The sequence below is a fragment of the Streptomyces sp. NPDC005494 genome, assembly GCF_042872025.1.
In the GTDB taxonomy this organism is placed as follows: Bacteria; Actinomycetota; Actinomycetes; order Streptomycetales; family Streptomycetaceae; genus Streptomyces.
This window is the reverse complement of the sequence record NZ_JBIAJR010000003.1, coordinates 23701-41060: the sequence shown is the minus strand read 5'-3', so window position 1 is coordinate 41060 and position 17360 is coordinate 23701. Positions and strand designations below refer to the sequence as shown.

The following is a 17360-nucleotide window of genomic DNA, read 5'->3' as shown; positions in this document are numbered from 1 at the left end:
GGATGTCCATGCTAACGGCCTCGCGGGGCGTCTCATTCCACGAGCAAGATCACCCGGCGGTTCTGTGCCTTTCTACAGAAGCCCGGGGCCGTGCCGTCGGCTCCCCTACTGGCCCGCGAGGGCTCTCAGCCTGCTCAGGGCACGGTGCTGGGCGACCCGGACCGCGCCGGGGGACATGCCGAGCATCTGCCCGGTCTCCTCCGCGGTCAGACCGACCGCGACCCGGAGGACCAGCAGCTCCCGCTGGTTCTCCGGAAGATTGGCGAGAAGCTTCTTGGCCCAGGCCGCATCGCTGCTGAGCAGCGCGCGTTCCTCCGGGCCGAGCGAATCGTCGGGCCGCTCCGGCATCTCGTCGGAGGGCACGGCGGTCGATCCGGGGTGCCGCATCGCGGCGCGCTGGAGGTCGGCGACCTTGTGGCCCGCGATGGCGAAGACGAAGGCCTCGAAGGGCCTGCCGGTGTCCTTGTAGCGCGGGAGCGCCATCAGGACCGCGACGCAGACCTCCTGAGCGAGGTCCTCCACGAAGTGACGGGCATCACCGGGAAGACGGTTCAGCCGCGACCTGCAGTACCGCAGGGCGAGAGGGTGCACATGCGCCAGCAGGTCATGGGTGGCCTGTGCGTCGCCGTCGACGGCACGGTGCACCAGAGCACCGATCACCGTCGTCCCGTCCTCGCGCATCGGACCATGGTGCCTTGACGCCGTCCGATCCGAGGCATCGCGTCCGGAGTTGTGCACCGAAGCGTTATCAGCGGGTGCGCCGGGCTCTCGCACGGCCGCGTCTCCGGGCCGGACCGCCGGCTCCCCGGGTTGCGCCCCAGGCTCTCCGGCCCGGACCGCGGGGTCTCCGGGTTGCGGCACAGGGTCACCGGACCGGACGTCCGGTTCCGCGGGCCGGTCTCCTGGTGCGCCTGGGGACCTGACGGCATCCGCGCCGCCGGCGCGCCCGGCAGGCGCTCCGTCGAGGCGGCCGGCAGTCGTCGCCTCGACGTTGCCGGCCGACGCCTCGCCGGCCGGGGCCGCGTCCGCGGCGTCGTGGGCGAGTGCTCCAGAGTTCTGAGCGGGTGCGCCGGATGTCATGTCCTGCGCCCTCCCCTTCCGCTCGACCGAATGTTCCCGGAGGAACTCCACACCTCAAGGATGCGGCATCGGCCGGGAAGCGTCGCACAGCACCGATGGGGAGGGCCCGGCCGCAGGTCCGCCGCCACCGTCGTCCCGTCCGCCGCTGTGCGGACGGGATCGCGTCGCTACGCGCCGCGCCGCGGCATCAGCGGACCAGGCCCCAGCGGAATCCGAGCGCGACGGCGTGCGCACGGTCCGAGGCCCCGAGCTTCTTGAAGAGTCGCCTCGCGTGCGTCTTCACCGTGTCCTCGGAGAGGAAGAGCTCGCGCCCGATCTCCGCGTTGGAACGGCCGTGGCTCATCCCTTCGAGCACCTGGATCTCACGCGCGGTGAGCGTCGGCGCCGCACCCATCTCCGCGGACCGCAGCCGGCGCGGGGCGAGCCGCCACGTCGGGTCGGCCAGCGCCTGGGTGACGGTCGCGCGCAGTTCGGCACGCGAGGCGTCCTTGTGCAGATAGCCACGGGCCCCGGCGGCGACCGCGAGCGCGACACCGTCCAGGTCCTCGGCGACGGTCAGCATGATGATCCTGGCCCCGGGGTCCGCCGAGAGCAGCCGCCGGACCGTCTCCACACCCCCCAGACCGGGCATGCGTACGTCCATCAGAATCAAATCCGAACGATCGGCCCCCCAGCGGCGGAGGACTTCCTCGCCGTTGGCCGCCGTCGTCACCCGCTCGACACCGGGCACGGTCGCAACCGCGCGGCGGAGCGCTTCTCGGGCAAGCGGGGAGTCGTCGCAGACGAGGACGGATGTCATGACCGTCCTCCGCAGCTGATGCGCGTCACCTTGAGCCTCCAGGCTGATTCAAGTCGTCACCTGTGCGGTTGACCCCCTCGGACATCTGCCCGAGCTCGATCTCCGTCAACCGCCTCGCCCTCATCAACGACGGTCACTCGAAAGAGTTACGGGCCGAAGCACCCGGTTCGGCACTCTAAGTGAGGGGGTGCACACGGAGGAGAAGGACACGGGGTCATTCACCCGTCAACCACTCTCCCTCTCAACGACCTGCCCCATTTAGCGGGTTTTCTTCCCTTTTGCTGGCGTCTGAGGCTAGATTCGCAATCAGTCATATTTACATCTACTAACACCGTAGATGTACGGTCGGGACTCAGGTCGCCGACGAGCAACGACGGTCGAGGACGCCGTTTCCGACTCAGCAAGGTTTCGAGGGGACACGCAATGGCAGATTTCTCCCGCCTTCCCGGACCCAACGCGGATCTGTGGGACTGGCAGCTGCTGGCCGCCTGCCGCGGGGTCGACAGTTCGCTGTTCTTCCACCCCGAAGGAGAACGCGGAGCAGCCCGGAGTGCCCGTGAGACCTCGGCGAAGGAGGTCTGCATGCGCTGCCCGGTGCGCGCCGAGTGCGCCGCGCACGCGCTCGCGGTACGGGAGCCCTACGGCGTGTGGGGCGGCCTGACCGAGGACGAGCGTGAGGAGCTCATGGGCCGGGCCCGGAACCGACTGATCTCCGCCCACTCAGGGCCGGCCCGCGAGGCCGACAACACCTGACCCTCCGCGCGAGGAACCGACTGAAGAAACGTTTCCCCCGAACCGGTGCATGCCCGCCGCCGGACGGGTGGGCCGGGCCGGCGGGGCGTTTTGGTCAGCGCGAGGCCGCCAGCGACAGCTGGTCCAGCGTGGCCGCCACCGCCGGCACCCGCGCGAGGTCGGGCAGGGTGAGCGCGACGATCTCCCGTTCCACGGCCGGCTCCACCGTCACGGTGCGTGCCCCCTTGGGGCGTACGGACTCGATGGCCAGCTCCGGCAGCACGGCCACGCCCAGACCCGCACCGACGAGTCCGATCACCGCCGGGTAGTCATCCGTGGCGAAGTCGATCCGGGGGGTGAATCCGGAAGCCTCGCAGACCTCGACGAGTTGCCGCCTGCACCGAGGGCAGCCGGCGATCCACGGTTCGTCGGCCAGCTCCGCGATGCCCACCGCGTCCGTCCCGGCCAGCCGGTGCCCCTCCGGGACGAGGCCGATCAGCCGGTCCACGAGCAGCGGTCGTACGACCAGGTCGTCCCACTCGCCGCCGACCGGCCCGTAGCGGAACGCCAGCGCGATGTCGCAGTCGCCGTCGCGCAGCATCTCGACCGAGCGGGGCGGTTCCGCCTCGACGAGCGAGACCTGGGTGCCGGGATGTGCGGCACGCAGGGCCGCGAGCGCTCCCGGGACCAGCGCGGAGCTCCCGCTCGGGAACGAGACGAGCCGGACCCGGCCGGCCCTCAGCCCCGCGATCGCCGCGACCTCCTCCTCGGCGGCGGTGAGGCCGGCGAGGATGCCGGACGCGTGCCGTACCAGGGCCTCGCCCGCCTGGGTGAGCCGCATCTCGCGGCCGGTCCGGATCAGCAGCGGCGTACCCGCGGAGCTCTCCAGGGCCTTCATCTGCTGGCTGACGGCGGGCTGGGTGCAGCCCAGCTCACGCGCGGCGGCGGAGAACGAACCAGTGGTGGCCACGGCGCGCAGGACACGGAGATGACGAGCTTCGATCACCCTCCAACCATAAGCGCATCTTGTAGCTCCGGTCGATTAATCCCGAGAGTCTTTGGGGGTCGGCGGGCTACCCTGTGTCCTCATGAAGGTCCTCACCGTGAACGTCGGCCGTCCCGCTCCCTCCGCCCACACGGACGGGCCCGGCGGGCTCACCGGAATCGGTAAACACCCGGCCGACGGCCTCGTGCGGGTGACCGACCCGGGGCCCAAGGGCACGGGCGGCAGCGGCCTGGCCGGGGACTCGGTGTGCGACCTCCGGCACCACGGAGGCTCGGACCAGGCGGTGTACGCCTACGCCCGCGAGGAGCTCGACGCCTGGGAGAAGGAGCTCGGCAGGCCCCTGCCCAACGGTGCCTTCGGCGAGAATCTGACGACCCTCGGCGTCACGGTGAGCCAGGCGCGGATCGGCGAGCGGTGGCGGGTCGGCGGCGAGTTGCTCCTGGAGGTGACGTCGGGCCGCATTCCGTGCCGGACCTTCGCGGACCATCTCGGCGAGCGCGGCTGGGTGAGGCGCTTCACGCGTGAGGGTGCGACGGGCGCGTATCTGCGGGTCATCGAGCCGGGGACGATCCGTGCAGGCGATCCGGTCGAGCTGGTGCACCTGCCCGACCACGACATCACGGCCGCCATGGAGTTCCGGGCGACGACGACGGAACGGGAACTGCTGCCCCGCCTGCTGGCCGCCGGGGAAGCGCTGCACACGGAGACCCTGCGGGCCGCCCGGGAGTACGTGGCGAAGCACGGGACCCCGACACCCTCCTGAACGAGCCCTTCCGCCCGGGCTGCCGGGGCAGCGGGGACCGGCAGCCGTCTTCGCGCGGAGCAACGGGGGCCACGGCCGTCTTCGCGCGGGGCAGCAGGGGCCGGCAGCCGTCTTCAGCGCCGGCTGCCGGGGCAGCGGGGGCCGCGGCCGTCCCAACGGCGGGCGGCTGGGCGGTTCCGGGCCGCCCGGCGACGCACACCCACAACGACCCCCGGATGCAAGGCCGCCGGATCGCGCCCGCGGTCACGGGACGAGGCGGGTCGGCCGCCGTGCACGCGGGGCACTAACGTGCCGCGTATGACGACTGCACTGATTACGGGCGCGACGGCGGGGATCGGGGCCGCCTTCGCACGGCGGCTCGCGAGTGACGGGCACAATCTGGTGCTGGTGGCCCGCGACACGGAGCGGCTGCGGGCCCATGCCACGGAGCTGCACGACGGACACGGCATCGAGGCCGAGGTGCTGACCGCCGACCTGTCCACGGACGCCGGGATCGAGGCGGTCGAAGCACGGCTGGCGGACCGTGTGAGCCCGGTCGACCTGCTGGTCAACAACGCCGGCTTCGGCAACAAAGGGCGTTATCTCGACGTCTCGCTGGCCGACGAACTGACGATGCTCAAGGTCCACTGCGAGGCGGTGCTGCGGCTGACCTCGGCCGCGGCGGGTCCGATGCGGGAGCGCGGCCGGGGCGGGGTGGTCAACGTGGCGTCCGTCGCGGCCTTCCTGCCCCGTGGGACGTACGGCGCCTCGAAGTCGTGGGTCGTGCAGTTCACCCAGGGCGCGGCGAAGGACCTCGCGGGTTCCGGGGTGCGGCTCATGGCACTGTGCCCCGGCTTCGTGCGGACCGAGTTCCATCAGCGGGCCGGGATGGGGACCGGCAACATCCCGGACTGGATGTGGCTCGACGCGGACAAGCTGGTGACCGAGGCACTGGCGGACCTGGCCCGGGGCAGGACGGTGTCCATCCCGGACCCGCGTTACAAGGCGCTGATGGGGCTCGTGAAGCTGACGCCCCGCAGCCTTCTCGGCGGGGTCACCTCCCGCGCGGGCCGGACGTACGGTCCCAAGTAGCCCTGGCGGCCCGGCAGAAGGCCCGGCTCCGCGTGAGACAGCGAGGCCCGGTACCCCCGCGACGGGGGTACCGGGCCTCGGTGTTCGTACGGGGCGGTACTAGTGGGAGTGGCCGTGGCCGCCGTGACCGGCGTCGGCCTCTTCCTCGGCCGGCTTCTCGACGACCAGGGTCTCGGTCGTGAGCAGCAGCGACGCGATGGACGCGGCGTTCTCCAGGGCGGAGCGGGTGACCTTGACCGGGTCGATGACGCCGGCCTTCACCAGGTCGCCGTACTCGCCGGTCGCGGCGTTGAAGCCCTGACCCTTGTCGAGCTCGGAGACCTTCGAGGTGATGACGTAGCCCTCGAGGCCCGCGTTCTCCGCGATCCAGCGCAGCGGCTCGACGGCGGCGCGGCGCACGACCGCGACACCCGTGGCCTCGTCGCCGGTCTTGCCGAGGTTGCCCTCGAGGACCTTGACGGCGTGGACCAGAGCGGAGCCACCACCGGAGACGATGCCCTCCTCGACCGCGGCGCGGGTCGCGGAGATGGCGTCCTCCAGACGGTGCTTCTTCTCCTTGAGCTCCACCTCGGTGGCGGCGCCGACGCGGATGACGCACACGCCGCCGGCCAGCTTCGCGAGGCGCTCCTGGAGCTTCTCACGGTCCCAGTCGGAGTCCGTGGACTCGATCTCGGCCTTGATCTGGTTGACGCGGCCCTTGACGTCGGCGGAGTCGCCGCCGCCGTCGACGATGGTCGTGTCGTCCTTGGAGACGGTGACACGGCGAGCCGTGCCGAGCACGTCCAGACCGGCCTGGTCGAGCTTGAGGCCGACCTCCTCGGCGATGACGGTCGCACCGGTGAGGGTGGCGATGTCGCCGAGCATGGCCTTGCGGCGGTCACCGAAGCCCGGGGCCTTCACCGCGACGGCGTTGAAGGTGCCACGGATCTTGTTGACGACGAGGGTGGAGAGCGCCTCGCCCTCGACGTCCTCGGCGATGATCAGCAGCGGCTTGGAGCCACCCGCCTGGATGACCTTCTCCAGCAGCGGGAGCAGCTCCTGGATGGAGCCGATCTTGCCCTGGTGGATCAGGATGTACGGGTCGTCGAGGACGGCCTCCATACGCTCCTGGTCGGTCACCATGTACGGGGAGAGGTAGCCCTTGTCGAAGGCCATGCCCTCGGTGAACTCGAGGTCCAGACCGAAGGTGTTGGACTCCTCGACGGTGATGACGCCGTCCTTGCCGACCTTGTCCATCGCGTCCGCGATGAGCTCGCCGACCTGCGGGTCCTGCGCGGAGAGCGCGGCCACGGCGGCGATGTCGGCCTTGTCGTCGATCGGGCGCGCGGTCGCGAGGAGGTCCTCGGACACGGCCTTGACGGCGGCGTCGATGCCCTTCTTCAGGGAGGCCGGGGAGGCGCCCGCGGCAACGTTCCGGAGGCCTTCGCGGACGAGGGCCTGGGCGAGCACGGTGGCGGTGGTGGTGCCGTCACCCGCTACGTCGTTGGTCTTGGTCGCCACCTCCTTCACCAGCTGGGCACCGAGGTTCTCGTACGGGTCGTCGAGCTCGACCTCGCGCGCGATGGTGACACCGTCGTTGGTGATGGTGGGGGCACCGAACTTCTTGTCGATGACGACGTTGCGGCCCTTCGGACCGATCGTCACCTTCACCGTGTCGGCAAGCTTGTTGACGCCGCGCTCAAGGGCGCGACGGGCGTCCTCGTCGAACTTCAGAATCTTCGCCATGGGCTGAGCTGTCCTCTCAAACGAACTGCGCCCCTCGCCGCCCGGCTAGTTGTCTCGCAGGGGGCCAGGGGCGCAGAACAGAAGCAAACGTGGGTGAATTACTTCTCGACGATCGCGAGAACGTCGCGAGCCGAGAGGACGAGGTACTCCTCGCCGTTGTACTTCACCTCGGTGCCGCCGTACTTGCTGTACAGAACGACATCGCCGGTCTTGACGTCGAGCGGAAGGCGCTCGCCGTTCTCGAAGCGGCCCGGGCCCACGGCCAGGACGACGCCCTCCTGGGGCTTCTCCTTGGCGGTGTCCGGAATGACCAGGCCGGAAGCCGTGGTCTGCTCGGCGTCGAGCGGCTGGACCACAATGCGGTCCTCGAGCGGCTTGATCGCAACCTTGGAGCTGGTGGTCGACACGATCCGGTCTCCCCCTTCGGAGATCTCACGGGGTTTAACAGTCTGTGGGTGGCGACCAGGTCGATCCGTCGTCGCGGGTGCCGGACCTGCCGTGTCGCGCAGTTGTGCTGGCACTCTCCATCGGGGAGTGCCAGCACTGAGACTATGGCGGCGATTAGCACTCGGTCAAGCGGAGTGCCAATTCACCACCCGCGCGTGGCGTCTCGCGACCGGCGCACGCCCGGGACAACGCGGGAGAGAGCCGCGGTGTTCCGGCGGCGGACGCCGTACGTACCGGCAGGGGAACCGGGCGGCGGACGCCGTACGTACCGGCAGGGGAACCGGGCGGCGGACGCCGTACGCACCAGCAGGCGGACCCGGCGACGGATGCCGTACGTACCGGCAAGGAGACCCGGCAACGGGACGCCCCGCGTACCGGCAGCCGGGCTCGCCCTCGCCGCCCCGCGTACCGGCAGCCGGGCTCGCGGCGCACTCAGACGTAGTCCTCCAGCCGGGCCACGGCGTACCCCTTGTCCGTGATCGTCTTCATGACGTTGCGGATCATGTCGGTCATGGACCCGCCCCAGTCCTCGCGCCCGCGGAAGTGCGTGAGGACGATGTCGCCGGGGTGCAGGTCCCGGTCCCACTCACGCCACTCCATGTGGTCGGGGAACGCCTCGGCGGCCCACAGGGGCACGGCCTTGATGCCGCAGGACTTGGCGACGCGGAGGGTGTCGCCGTTGTAGTTGCCGTACGGCGGACGGAAGAGGGTGGGTCGCTTCCCGAAGTACTTCTCGATCTTGTCCTGCTCGCCGCAGATCTCCCGGCGCTGCTCCTCCGCCGAAAGCCCCGGGAGATAGCGGTGGTTGAGGGTGTGGTTGCTGAGGGTGACACCCCGGGCCTGCATGTCCTTGAAGTAGCCGTAGTTCTCGCTCACCACGTAGTCGCTGAGGAAGGCGCTGTACGGGATCTTCAGCTCCGTCATCATCCGCAGCAGTTCCGGGTCCTTCTCCGCCCCGTCGTCCATCGTCAGGAAGACGATCCGCTCCTTGGTGGGCACGGTGGTGAAGACCGGCGGCAGCGCCTCCCCTCCCTCCACCTCGAATCCCTCACGCGTGGTGATGCGGGGCTTCTCGGCCGGAGGCTCCGGGGCGGCCAGCGGCACCTTCGCCAGGCCCCACTTCTTCGCGGCGGCGGCACGGGCGGCCTGCTGACGCTTCAGCCGCTCGGCCCGCGCCTCGGCAGCCGCGGCTTCCGGCCCGGCCGCCGCACCCGGCCGGCCGGCGGCCGGGGAAGCCCGCTTCCCCGGGTCCGCCGCCCGCCCCCGCCCCCCGTCGGCACACCCGGACGCGGCGGCGGCCACCAGCAGGGCCGCCAGGACCGTGCAGGCCGTTCTGCACCGCTTCGGCAGTGAATTTTCGTTTTGTCGTACTAGCTGCATGGCGCCGCATCCTGCCACCGGCGCCGGGACCCCCTCCCGCGACACCTCCGCGAGAGACGGCGCGTCCCCCGGCTGGCTCACAATGGACGCGTGAACGCCCTTCCCCCCGCCGGCCAGGCCGACCCGCTCGACGCCTTCGCGGCCCTCCGCACCCCCGAGGGCGCGGCCCTCCTCGACGAACTCCGCGACCACGACCCCGCCCGGGAGCTGGCCACCGCTACCCGGCTGCGCCGCACCCACCCCGCGGCCCTCGTGTCGGCGGCACTCGGCCAGGCGCGGCTGCGGCAGCGTGCGGTGGCGAAGTTCGGGGCGGCGGACGCGTACCGCATGTTCTTCACCCCTGACGGCGTGGAACAGGCGACCCGGACCTCGGTCGCGGCCTACCGCGCCGGCCGGTTCGCCGAGCAGGGGGTACGGAGCGTCGCCGATCTCTGCTGCGGCATCGGTGGCGACGCGATCGCGCTGGCCAGGGCGGGCATCCCGGTGCTGGCCGTGGACCGCGACCCGCTCACGGCCGAGGTCGCCCGCGCCAACGCCGAGGCGCTCGGCCTCCAGGAGCTCGTCGAGGTGCGGTGCGCCGACGTCACGGAGATCGACACCTCCCCGTACGACGCGGTCTTCGTCGACCCGGCGCGACGGGGCGGGCGCGGCAGGATCTTCGACCCGGAGGCCTACTCACCGCCGCTCTCCTGGGCGACCGGAGCCGCGCTCAAGGCCCCCCGTGCCGCGCTGAAGATCGCACCCGGCGTCCCCCACGAGGCCATCGAACCGCAGGCCGAGGCGGAGTGGATCTCGGACGGCGGCGACGTGAAGGAGGCCGTGCTCTGGTTCGGCGAGGGCTTCACGCCCGGCGCCTTCCGGGCGACGCTGCTCCCGTCGCGCGCCACCCTCGTCTCCGAGGGCCCTCTCCCCGCCCCGCCGGTCGGTCCCGTGGGGCGGTATCTGTACGAGCCCGACGGCGCCGTGATCCGCGCCCATCTGGTGGCCGCCGTGGTGGAGCGGTGCGAGGGCAGGCTCATCGACGAGACGATCGCCTACGTCACGAGCGACACGGCGTACGACTCCGAGGCGACGACCGCGTACGAGATCACCGATCAGCTGCCCTTCAACATGAAGAAGCTGAAGGCGTTGCTGAGGGAGCGCCAGGTCGGGGTCCTGACCGTCAAGAAGCGCGGCTCCGCCGTGGAACCCGAGGAGCTGCGCCGCAAGATGAAGCTCCAGGGGCCGCACGCGGCCACCGTCTTCCTGACCCGGGTGGCCGGGGCGCCGACGATGCTGATCGGACAGCCGGCCGGCCGCCCCTGATCAGCCGTCGAGCCTGACCAGAGGTTCGCCGGCCGGGCGGCCGACGAGCACCCGCAGCACCCAGCGGCGGTGGGCGAACGCCTTGACCAGCCCGGTCAGTCCGGTGAGCCAGGCGATGAAGCCGAGCCCCACCAGCCAGGCCACCAGTCCGTACGTCTCCTCGCCCGCCCTCGCGGTCGCCGGGACCACGAGGCAGCCGAACAGCCCCGCGGCGCAGAGCGTGAACGACACCAGCAGCCAGGCGAGGCTCGCCCCCGGCCTGCGCAGCAGGAGATCCCTGCCGGCGTCGCGGTCCAGCCGGCCCCACTCGACGAGGAGCCGGTGCACACGCAGGTCCCTGGAGACGCCGACGGCCATCAGACCGGCCACGGGGATCAGGACGCAGGCGCCCACCGCCAGGCAGAGCACTCCCGGCACCGTGCCGAGCGCGTCGGACGCGTCCTCGAACATGAGGAACGCCGCCCCGGCCAGGGACCAGCCCAGTGCGGCGACCCCCGCCCACATCAGCGTCAGGCCCAGACGCGAGGGGCCGACGTACATCTTCACCAGCTCGCCGAGGATCAGCGCCCGGTCCCTCAGCAGCGCGTCGCGGTCGGGCCAGGTGCGTATCGCCACCGGCGGAGGCGGCGGCGGGAGCGGTGCTCGGGGTGGCATGACCCAGACATTAACCGAGCTCCCGCACCGGCCGGGCCCGGGCGCCTCACGTCAGTGGATACGACGTACGGCCGGACGCCTCGTCGATCTCGTCGTGCGCCTTCGTCAGCAGCTTCATCGCCAGTTCGTTCAGCGCGCGGGCTCCGGCGATCTCCTCGCCCACCCGTGGCTGCTCCGCGTCGGACGGGTGCCGGCTGGCGTATCCATGGGCCCGCACCTCGGTCCCGTCACTGAGCCGTACGAGAGCCGCCGCGCGGGTGCGGTGGGTGTCCTCCTCGAATTCCAGCTCGACGTGCCATCCGACCGCTGTCTCCATCATGACGGTCACCTCCCGGGATTTTCCTGCTTCCAGGGTGCGCCCGTTCACTCGCCTCCGCACGCGCGTGGGGCATGCGGTTCAGGCGTCCAGCAGGGCCTGCACGTCCAGCTTCCCCATCCCCATCATCGCCTTCATCGCCCGCTCGGCCCTGGCCCGGTCGGGTCCGGCGAGCAGTTCGGGAAGCACCCTCGGGACGATCTGCCAGGACAGGCCGTACCTGTCCTTCAGCCATCCGCACCGGCTCTCCTCGCCGCCCTCGGTGAGCGCCGTCCAGAAGTGGTCCACCTCTTCCTGCGACTCGCAGTCGACGGTGAGGGAGATGGCCTCGGAGAAGGTGAAGTGGGGACCGCCGTTGAGCCCCGTGTACTCCTGGCCGGCGAGGACGAAGTCCACGGTCAGGACCGAGCCGGCCTCCCCCGGCGCCGCGCCGGTGTTACGCATGACGCCTTCGATGCGGGAGTCGCCGCCGAAGACGGAGACGTAGAAGGCAGCCGCGTCCTCCGCCTGGTCGTCGAACCACAGACAGGGCTTGATCTTCTGCATGGTGTCTCTCCTCCACGCGGTCCGGTGCGTCTCAGGACGCTGTGAAAGGTAGACCGCCCCCGGCCCCGGAACTCATCGGGACACACGGTGCGCACGGGTGAGCAGCAACTCCCGCTCCCGTGCGTTGCGCGTCAGCTCCGCCGCGCGTACGAAGGCCTCCCGCGCCTCCCCGTCACGCCCCAGGCGCTCCAGCAGATCGCCCCGCACGCTCGGCAGCAGGTGGTAGCCGGCCATCGCGGGCTCCCGCGCCAGGGCGTCCGTCAGGGCCAGCCCCGCGGCCGGGCCCTCGGCCATGGAGACGGCGACCGCACGGTTCAGCTCGACCACCGGTGACGGAGCGGCCTTCGCCAGGTGGCCGTACAGCGTGGCGACGGTCCGCCAGTCCGTGGCCTCGTACCGCACGGCGCGGGCGTGGCAGGCGGCGATCGCGGCCTGCAGCGTGTACGGGCCCGGGGCCGCACCTGGCGCGTACGCCCGTTCCAGAGCCGCGAAACCGCGCCTGATCAGCAGCTGGTCCCACCGGGCGCGGTTCTGCTCCTCCAGGAGGAGCGGCGTGCCGTCCGGCCCGGTCCGCGCGCGGATGCGGGAGGCCTGGAGCTCCAGGAGGGCCGCCAGCCCGTGGACCTCCGGTTCCCGGTCCATCAGCCCCGCCAGCAACCGGGCCAGCCGCAGCGCGTCCTCGCACAGCGCGGGGCGCAGCCAGTCGTCCCCGGCGGTCGCCGCGTACCCCTCGTTGAACACGAGGTAGACGACCTCCAGCACCGATCCGAGGCGGCCGTCCCGGTCGGTGCCCCGCGGCACCTCGAAGGGCACGTTCGCCCGCCCGAGGGCGCGTTTGGCGCGGACGATGCGCTGGGCGACGGTGGATTCGGCCGCCAGGAAGGCCCGGGCGATCTCGTCCGTGCTCAGGCCGCCGATCAGCCGCAGGGTGAGAGCGACGCGGGCCTCGGTGGAGAGCACCGGATGGCAGGACGTGAAGATCAGCCGGAGCACGTCGTCGTCGATGGCGTCCGGGTCGGCGGGCTCCGGAGCAGGCACGTCCTCCAGGCTCCGGCCGACCTCCGCCAGCTTGCGGGCGTACGTCTCCTTGCGGCGTACGAGGTCGATCGCGCGCCGCTTGGCCGTGGTCATGAGCCAGGCGCCGGGCCGCTCGGGGACACCGGTCTCCGGCCACTGCTCCAGGGCCGCGACCAGGGCGTCCTGGGCGATCTCCTCAGCGATGGCCACGTCCCGCACGATGCGTGCCGTGCCGGCGATGATCCTGGCCGACTCGATGCGGTACACGGCCTCGACGGCGCTGTTCGTTGCTGTCACGGGCACCCATGAGAGCAGCCGGGGGCGGGCGCGGCAAGATCCACCGCCCGCCCCGGACGCTGTCCTGCTGTCGGGCTGTCAGTTCTCCGCGATCTCACGGATCTCGGAGGTCACCGTCCAGTACGACTCGTGGACCGCGAGGAAGCGCTTGGTCCACTCCAGGATCTCGGCCTTGTCCTTGGCCTGGATGAGGGCGTAACCGCCGACGACTTCCTTGGTCTCGGTGAACGGCCCGTCGGTGACGGTGAACTCGCCGTTCGACCAGGTGACCCTGGTGCCCTGGGAGGTGGGGGTGAGACCCGCGGTGTCCAGCAGGACACCGGCCTTGGTCATCTCCTCGATGAGCGCCCCCATACGCTCCATCAGTCCCTGGCTGGGTCCCTCGGCCGGGGCGTTGTTCTCGTCGACCCGGACCATCGTCAGGTAGCGCGGCATGGTGTCTCCTCGACTCCGGAGGCGGGGGCTGTTCCCCGCCTCTCACCCATGCGTCGAACGGTAGACGCCCGGATCGACACGTCCGGAAAGATTTTCTGAATTTCTTTCTGCCGTGCTTCCGCGCCGCCCTGCCCCCGGTCCCGGATCAGCCGTTCGCCGGACCGAGCGACTCGAAACGCCACCGGTGCACGGCGCGCGTGACCATCGCCGCATCCGGCTCCGGCAGTTCCGGCAGTTCCTCGTCGTACGCCGCGTCCCACCAGGTCAGCACGAGCACCCGGTCCTGCGGGGCGCACAGCAGTTCGCTGCGCAGGGGCTCCCGGGCGAGTTCGGCCGCCCGGGCCCTGGCCCACTCCAGCAGTTCCGCGCCCCGGCCCTCGGTGGCGCGGGCCTCCCACATCAGGGCGACGGTCATGAGTAGAGGTTGTCCTTGCTGATCTCGTGCACGTGGTCGTGGTCGTGGCTGTGCGCACCCGGGACGTGGGTCTCCGTGACCGGGAGCGAGGAGTCGGCGGAGAGGTCCAGATCGGAGTGCGGGCGGTTGCGCGCCACCATCTCCGCGCCCAGGGCGGCGACCATCGCGCCGTTGTCGGTGCACAGGCCCGGCCTGGGGACCCGCAGCCGGACACCCGCCTTCTCGCACCGCTCCTCCGCGAGCGCGCGCAGCCGCGAGTTGGCCGCGACGCCGCCGCCGATCATGAGGTGGTCGACGCCCTCGTCCTTGCAGGCGCGGACGGCCTTGCGGGTGAGGACGTCGACCACGGCCTCCTGGAAGGAAGCGGCCACGTCCCGGACGGGCACCTCCTCGCCGGCCGCGCGCTTCGCCTCGATCCAGCGGGCCACGGAGGTCTTGAGCCCGGAGAACGAGAAGTCGTACGCGGGGTCCCGCGAGCCGCTGAGGCCGCGCGGGAAGGCGATCGCCTTCGGGTCGCCCTCCCTGGCCAGCCGGTCGATGACCGGGCCGCCGGGGAAGCCGAGGTCCAGCACCCGGGCGATCTTGTCGAAGGCCTCTCCGGCCGCGTCGTCGATGGTGGCGCCGAGCGGCCGTACGTCGTTGGTGATGTCCGGGGCCAGCAGCAGGGAGGAGTGCCCGCCGCTGACCAGCAGGGCCATCGTCGGCTCCGGCAGCGGTCCGTGCTCCAGCTGGTCGACGCAGATGTGCGAGGCCAGGTGGTTCACCCCGTACAGCGGCTTGCCCAGGGCGTACGCGTACGCCTTGGCGGCCGATACGCCGACCAGGAGCGCCCCGGCGAGCCCGGGGCCGGCCGTGACGGCGATGCCGTCGAGGTCACGGGCGCTGATGCCGGCGGTCTCGAGGGCGCGCTCGATGGTGGGGACCATCGACTCCAGGTGGGCGCGGGAGGCGATCTCGGGGACGACACCGCCGAACCGGGCGTGGGTGTCGACGCTCGACGCCACCGCGTCGGCGAGGAGTGTCGTCCCGCGCACGATGCCGACGCCCGTCTCGTCGCAGGAGGTCTCGATACCGAGTACGAGGGGTTCGTCAGCCATCAGTCTGTCTCTGTTCCTTGTACGGTCAGGCGCATGACGAGTGCGTCGATGTTCCCCGGCTGGTAGTAGCCCCGGCGGAAACCGATGGGCTCGAAGCCGAAGCGTTCGTAGAGCTTCTGCGCGCGGGTGTTGTCGACCCGGACCTCCAGGAGCACCGCGCCGCACTCGAAGGCGGTGGCGTACCGGAGCAGGTCGGTCAGGAGCTCGGAGCCGAGGCCGCCGCCCCAGTGGTCGCGGCTGACCGCGATCGTCTGGACGTCGGCGAGGTCGCCCGCCGAGGCGAGGCCCGCGTAACCGACGACTCTGCCGTCGGCGGGGTCCTCCGCGACGACGTAGCGGTGGGTGGCACGCGGCCCGCGGGCGCGGGCGAGCTCGGACCAGAACATGCCGGCCGACCAGGCGTCGTCCGGGAACAGCTCGTGTTCCAGCTCCAGTACGGGCTCGATGTCCCACCAGCGCATCTCACGCAGCACAGCGGTCGCGGTGGTCACTTGGGGGTGACCACCTTGTAGTTCTTCGGCACCTGGGCGTCCGGCCTGCGCAGGTAGAGCGGCGTCGGGGGCAGCAGCTGCGCCCCCGTGGCCAGCCGTTCGGCCGCGAGGGAGGCGAGCGCACCGGCGTGGACGTGCTCGGGGCCCCGGGGGTCGGGGAAGGCGGCGGGGTAGAGCAGGGCGCCGGCACCGACGACGGGCAGTCCGGCGAGCTGTTCCGCGATGTCGGCGGGCCGGTCGACGGAGGGTTCGCCCTCCCGGGTGCGGAAGTCCTCGTAGCGCGCCCAGTAGACCTCCTTGCGGCGTGCGTCGGTCGCGACGGCGAAGGGGCCTTCGAGGCCGTCCCGGCCCGCGGCGTACGCGAGCGCGTCGAGCGTGCACAGCCCGTGCACCGGTACGGAGAGGGCGGACCCGAAGGTCGCCGCGGTGACGAGGCCGACGCGCAGCCCCGTGTACGGGCCGGGGCCGACCCCGACGGCGACGTCGGTCACGGCGTCGAGTTTCACGCCCGCCTCCGCGAGGACCCGGTCGACGGCGGGCAGCAGCAGCTCCCCGTGCCTGCGGGCGTCGACCTGACCGGTCTCGGCGACGACGGAGGTGCCGTCGTGGAGGGCGACGGTGACGGCGGGGGTGGCGGTATCCATGGCGAGCAGCAGCACACGAACAGCCTACGGCTCCGCCGACTGGGCCATCGCAGCCTGTGCAGCGTCCCGGCCCGCCCTCCCGCTGCTGGTACCGTCGCCCGGGTACACGCGTGTACGACGTAAATGCTTGTACGACATGCGACGGACGGCATCCGAAAGGGGAGCTCACGGTGGCAAGGGGCAGCTCGGGAATCGTGGCCGGGCTCACTGCCGCGGCGGTGGCCGCGGTCTGTTTCCTCGCCTACCAGGCATCCGCGAACGCGCCCGACTCGGTCGCCGTCCCCTCCGCCGAGGCGTCACGCTCGGCCGCCCTGCCCTCCGAGAAGCCGAAGCCCGCGAAGGATCCTCTCGCGGTGCCCGCGGACTCCGACACGGGTGCCCGTGTCGTGTACTCGCTGAAGGACCGGCGGGTATGGATCGTGGACGACAAGGAGAAGGCGCTCCGGACGTTCTCCGTCATGCCGAGCGCCGTGAGCCCTCTGCCCGGGGTCTACCAGGTGACCTCGCGCTCCGGCACCATCAAGGGCTCGGACGGGGTCCTGATCGAGCACGTGGTGCGCTTCGCGAACGTCGACGACGTGTCCGTGGGCTTCAGCGCCGCGCAGGACGGCTCGATGCGCAGCCCCGACCCCACGATGAAGACCGGCGGGGTGCGCATGAAGCGGGCCGACGGCAACGCGCTGTGGACCTTCGCGACGGTCGGCGTCAAGGTCGTCGTCGTCCCGTGACGCGCTTCGCCACACGGTTCACGTACCCGCGCACCGTCCCGCGCCGGCCGCTCCGCTAGGCGGCGTCGCGCCCCGCCGCGGGCCGGGCCACCGGCTCGTCGCCGTCCTCGTCCGCCTGATCGTCGCGCGGCGGCGTGGAGACCGCCGTCGCCGCCGCACAGGAGGCGAGCAGGTCCTTCATCGACACGGCGGACACCGGTGGCGGCTCCACCTGCGACGACTGCGGCTGCACTTCACGCTCGGGTGCCGGCATGCTGCCTCCTCGGGCTTCGTCGAGGGACGTGGTTAGGTAGACCTAACCAATCCCTCCACCCATGTGACCACGACGGGCCTCCCCTGCGCAACATTTTACCGACGAGCTGTCGGAAAGCGCCGGGACGTCCGGAGGAGCCGTCGTCGGCCCGGGACCGGC

21 protein-coding genes are annotated in these 17360 nt (G+C 71.5%); 5 read left to right on the top strand and 16 right to left on the bottom strand.

Translation table 11 applies throughout. The annotated features are described in order from the left end of the window. Positions 1-105: 105 nt before the first annotated feature. Both ACFYQ6_RS10220 and ACFYQ6_RS10215 read right to left on the bottom strand, forming a co-directional pair. Positions 106-681, bottom strand: a complete 576-nt coding sequence (locus ACFYQ6_RS10220) for a sigma-70 family RNA polymerase sigma factor (RefSeq protein WP_030123887.1) — start codon at positions 679-681, stop codon at positions 106-108. A gap of 586 nt (positions 682-1267) precedes the next feature. After that, on the bottom strand, positions 1268-1879 hold the full coding sequence (locus ACFYQ6_RS10215; protein WP_003948568.1) for a response regulator transcription factor: 612 nt from the start codon (positions 1877-1879) through the stop codon (positions 1268-1270). Between the two features lie 423 nt (positions 1880-2302). Here ACFYQ6_RS10215 and ACFYQ6_RS10210 point away from each other — a divergent pair, with 423 nt between their 5' ends. After that, positions 2303-2632: a WhiB family transcriptional regulator gene (locus ACFYQ6_RS10210; RefSeq protein ID WP_361584384.1), complete on the top strand. Its 330-nt coding sequence runs from the start codon at positions 2303-2305 to the stop codon at positions 2630-2632. 94 nt (positions 2633-2726) lie between these two features. Here ACFYQ6_RS10210 and ACFYQ6_RS10205 read toward each other — a convergent pair whose 3' ends face one another. Beyond that, positions 2727-3617: a LysR family transcriptional regulator gene (locus ACFYQ6_RS10205; RefSeq protein WP_361584387.1), complete on the bottom strand. Its 891-nt coding sequence runs from the start codon at positions 3615-3617 to the stop codon at positions 2727-2729. Between the two features lie 82 nt (positions 3618-3699). On the opposite strand from ACFYQ6_RS10205, the gene ACFYQ6_RS10200 reads away from it, so the two are divergent. After that, complete coding sequence (locus tag ACFYQ6_RS10200) at positions 3700-4380, top strand: MOSC domain-containing protein (protein ID WP_388762321.1); 681 nt, start codon at positions 3700-3702, stop codon at positions 4378-4380. A 297-nt stretch (positions 4381-4677) separates the two neighbouring features. Beyond that, positions 4678-5451 (top strand): SDR family NAD(P)-dependent oxidoreductase, encoded by a 774-nt coding sequence (locus ACFYQ6_RS10195; RefSeq protein ID WP_388762319.1) that lies wholly within the window; start codon positions 4678-4680, stop codon positions 5449-5451. A gap of 99 nt (positions 5452-5550) precedes the next feature. Here the strand turns inward: ACFYQ6_RS10195 and groL are convergent, their stop codons facing one another. The 3 genes from groL to ACFYQ6_RS10180 all read right to left on the bottom strand — a co-directional run bounded on the left by groL (position 5551) and on the right by ACFYQ6_RS10180 (position 9003). Continuing rightward, positions 5551-7176: a chaperonin GroEL gene (groL, locus tag ACFYQ6_RS10190; RefSeq protein WP_361584395.1), complete on the bottom strand. Its 1626-nt coding sequence runs from the start codon at positions 7174-7176 to the stop codon at positions 5551-5553. A gap of 98 nt (positions 7177-7274) precedes the next feature. After that, positions 7275-7583: a co-chaperone GroES gene (groES, locus tag ACFYQ6_RS10185; protein ID WP_003966899.1), complete on the bottom strand. Its 309-nt coding sequence runs from the start codon at positions 7581-7583 to the stop codon at positions 7275-7277. Positions 7584-8055: 472 nt separating this feature from the next. Then, the gene (locus ACFYQ6_RS10180; RefSeq protein ID WP_361584397.1) at positions 8056-9003 is read right to left on the bottom strand and encodes a polysaccharide deacetylase family protein; all 948 of its coding nucleotides are present in this window, start codon (positions 9001-9003) and stop codon (positions 8056-8058) included. 90 nt (positions 9004-9093) lie between these two features. Between ACFYQ6_RS10180 and ACFYQ6_RS10175 the strand changes: the two genes are divergently transcribed. Beyond that, positions 9094-10308 carry a methyltransferase domain-containing protein gene (locus tag ACFYQ6_RS10175; protein ID WP_361584400.1) on the top strand — a complete coding sequence of 405 codons (1215 nt, stop codon included), beginning with the start codon at positions 9094-9096 and terminating at the stop codon, positions 10306-10308. Here ACFYQ6_RS10175 and ACFYQ6_RS10170 read toward each other — a convergent pair whose 3' ends face one another. From ACFYQ6_RS10170 to tsaB, 9 genes are all read right to left on the bottom strand, one after another. Then, positions 10309-10962: a hypothetical protein gene (locus tag ACFYQ6_RS10170; RefSeq protein WP_388762314.1), complete on the bottom strand. Its 654-nt coding sequence runs from the start codon at positions 10960-10962 to the stop codon at positions 10309-10311. A 46-nt stretch (positions 10963-11008) separates the two neighbouring features. Further along, complete coding sequence (locus tag ACFYQ6_RS10165; RefSeq protein ID WP_356737382.1) at positions 11009-11281, bottom strand: DUF1876 domain-containing protein; 273 nt, start codon at positions 11279-11281, stop codon at positions 11009-11011. Positions 11282-11359: 78 nt separating this feature from the next. After that, entirely contained in the window at positions 11360-11824 is a 465-nt protein-coding gene (locus ACFYQ6_RS10160; protein ID WP_361584406.1) for a VOC family protein, read from the bottom strand. Positions 11825-11896: 72 nt separating this feature from the next. Continuing rightward, a complete protein-coding gene (locus tag ACFYQ6_RS10155) occupies positions 11897-13138 on the bottom strand; it encodes an RNA polymerase sigma factor (protein WP_388762309.1) in 1242 nt (413 codons plus the stop codon). A gap of 78 nt (positions 13139-13216) precedes the next feature. Continuing rightward, positions 13217-13573 carry a YciI family protein gene (locus tag ACFYQ6_RS10150; protein ID WP_361584411.1) on the bottom strand — a complete coding sequence of 119 codons (357 nt, stop codon included), beginning with the start codon at positions 13571-13573 and terminating at the stop codon, positions 13217-13219. Positions 13574-13718: 145 nt separating this feature from the next. Further along, positions 13719-13988 (bottom strand): hypothetical protein, encoded by a 270-nt coding sequence (locus ACFYQ6_RS10145; protein WP_361584413.1) that lies wholly within the window; start codon positions 13986-13988, stop codon positions 13719-13721. After that, the gene (gene tsaD / locus ACFYQ6_RS10140) at positions 13985-15085 is read right to left on the bottom strand and encodes a tRNA (adenosine(37)-N6)-threonylcarbamoyltransferase complex transferase subunit TsaD (protein WP_388762306.1); all 1101 of its coding nucleotides are present in this window, start codon (positions 15083-15085) and stop codon (positions 13985-13987) included. Before tsaD ends, ACFYQ6_RS10145 begins: the two co-directional genes overlap by 4 nt. Beyond that, the gene (gene rimI / locus ACFYQ6_RS10135; protein ID WP_361584419.1) at positions 15085-15576 is read right to left on the bottom strand and encodes a ribosomal protein S18-alanine N-acetyltransferase; all 492 of its coding nucleotides are present in this window, start codon (positions 15574-15576) and stop codon (positions 15085-15087) included. The genes tsaD and rimI overlap by 1 nt, the downstream gene beginning before the upstream one ends. Continuing rightward, positions 15573-16220, bottom strand: a complete 648-nt coding sequence (tsaB, locus tag ACFYQ6_RS10130; protein ID WP_361584484.1) for a tRNA (adenosine(37)-N6)-threonylcarbamoyltransferase complex dimerization subunit type 1 TsaB — start codon at positions 16218-16220, stop codon at positions 15573-15575. The genes rimI and tsaB overlap by 4 nt, the downstream gene beginning before the upstream one ends. Positions 16221-16390: 170 nt before the next feature. Here tsaB and ACFYQ6_RS10125 point away from each other — a divergent pair, with 170 nt between their 5' ends. Then, the gene (locus tag ACFYQ6_RS10125) at positions 16391-16948 is read left to right on the top strand and encodes a hypothetical protein (RefSeq protein WP_361584422.1); all 558 of its coding nucleotides are present in this window, start codon (positions 16391-16393) and stop codon (positions 16946-16948) included. A gap of 55 nt (positions 16949-17003) precedes the next feature. Here ACFYQ6_RS10125 and ACFYQ6_RS10120 read toward each other — a convergent pair whose 3' ends face one another. Beyond that, positions 17004-17201 (bottom strand): hypothetical protein, encoded by a 198-nt coding sequence (locus ACFYQ6_RS10120; protein ID WP_388762302.1) that lies wholly within the window; start codon positions 17199-17201, stop codon positions 17004-17006. Positions 17202-17360 lie beyond the last annotated feature (159 nt).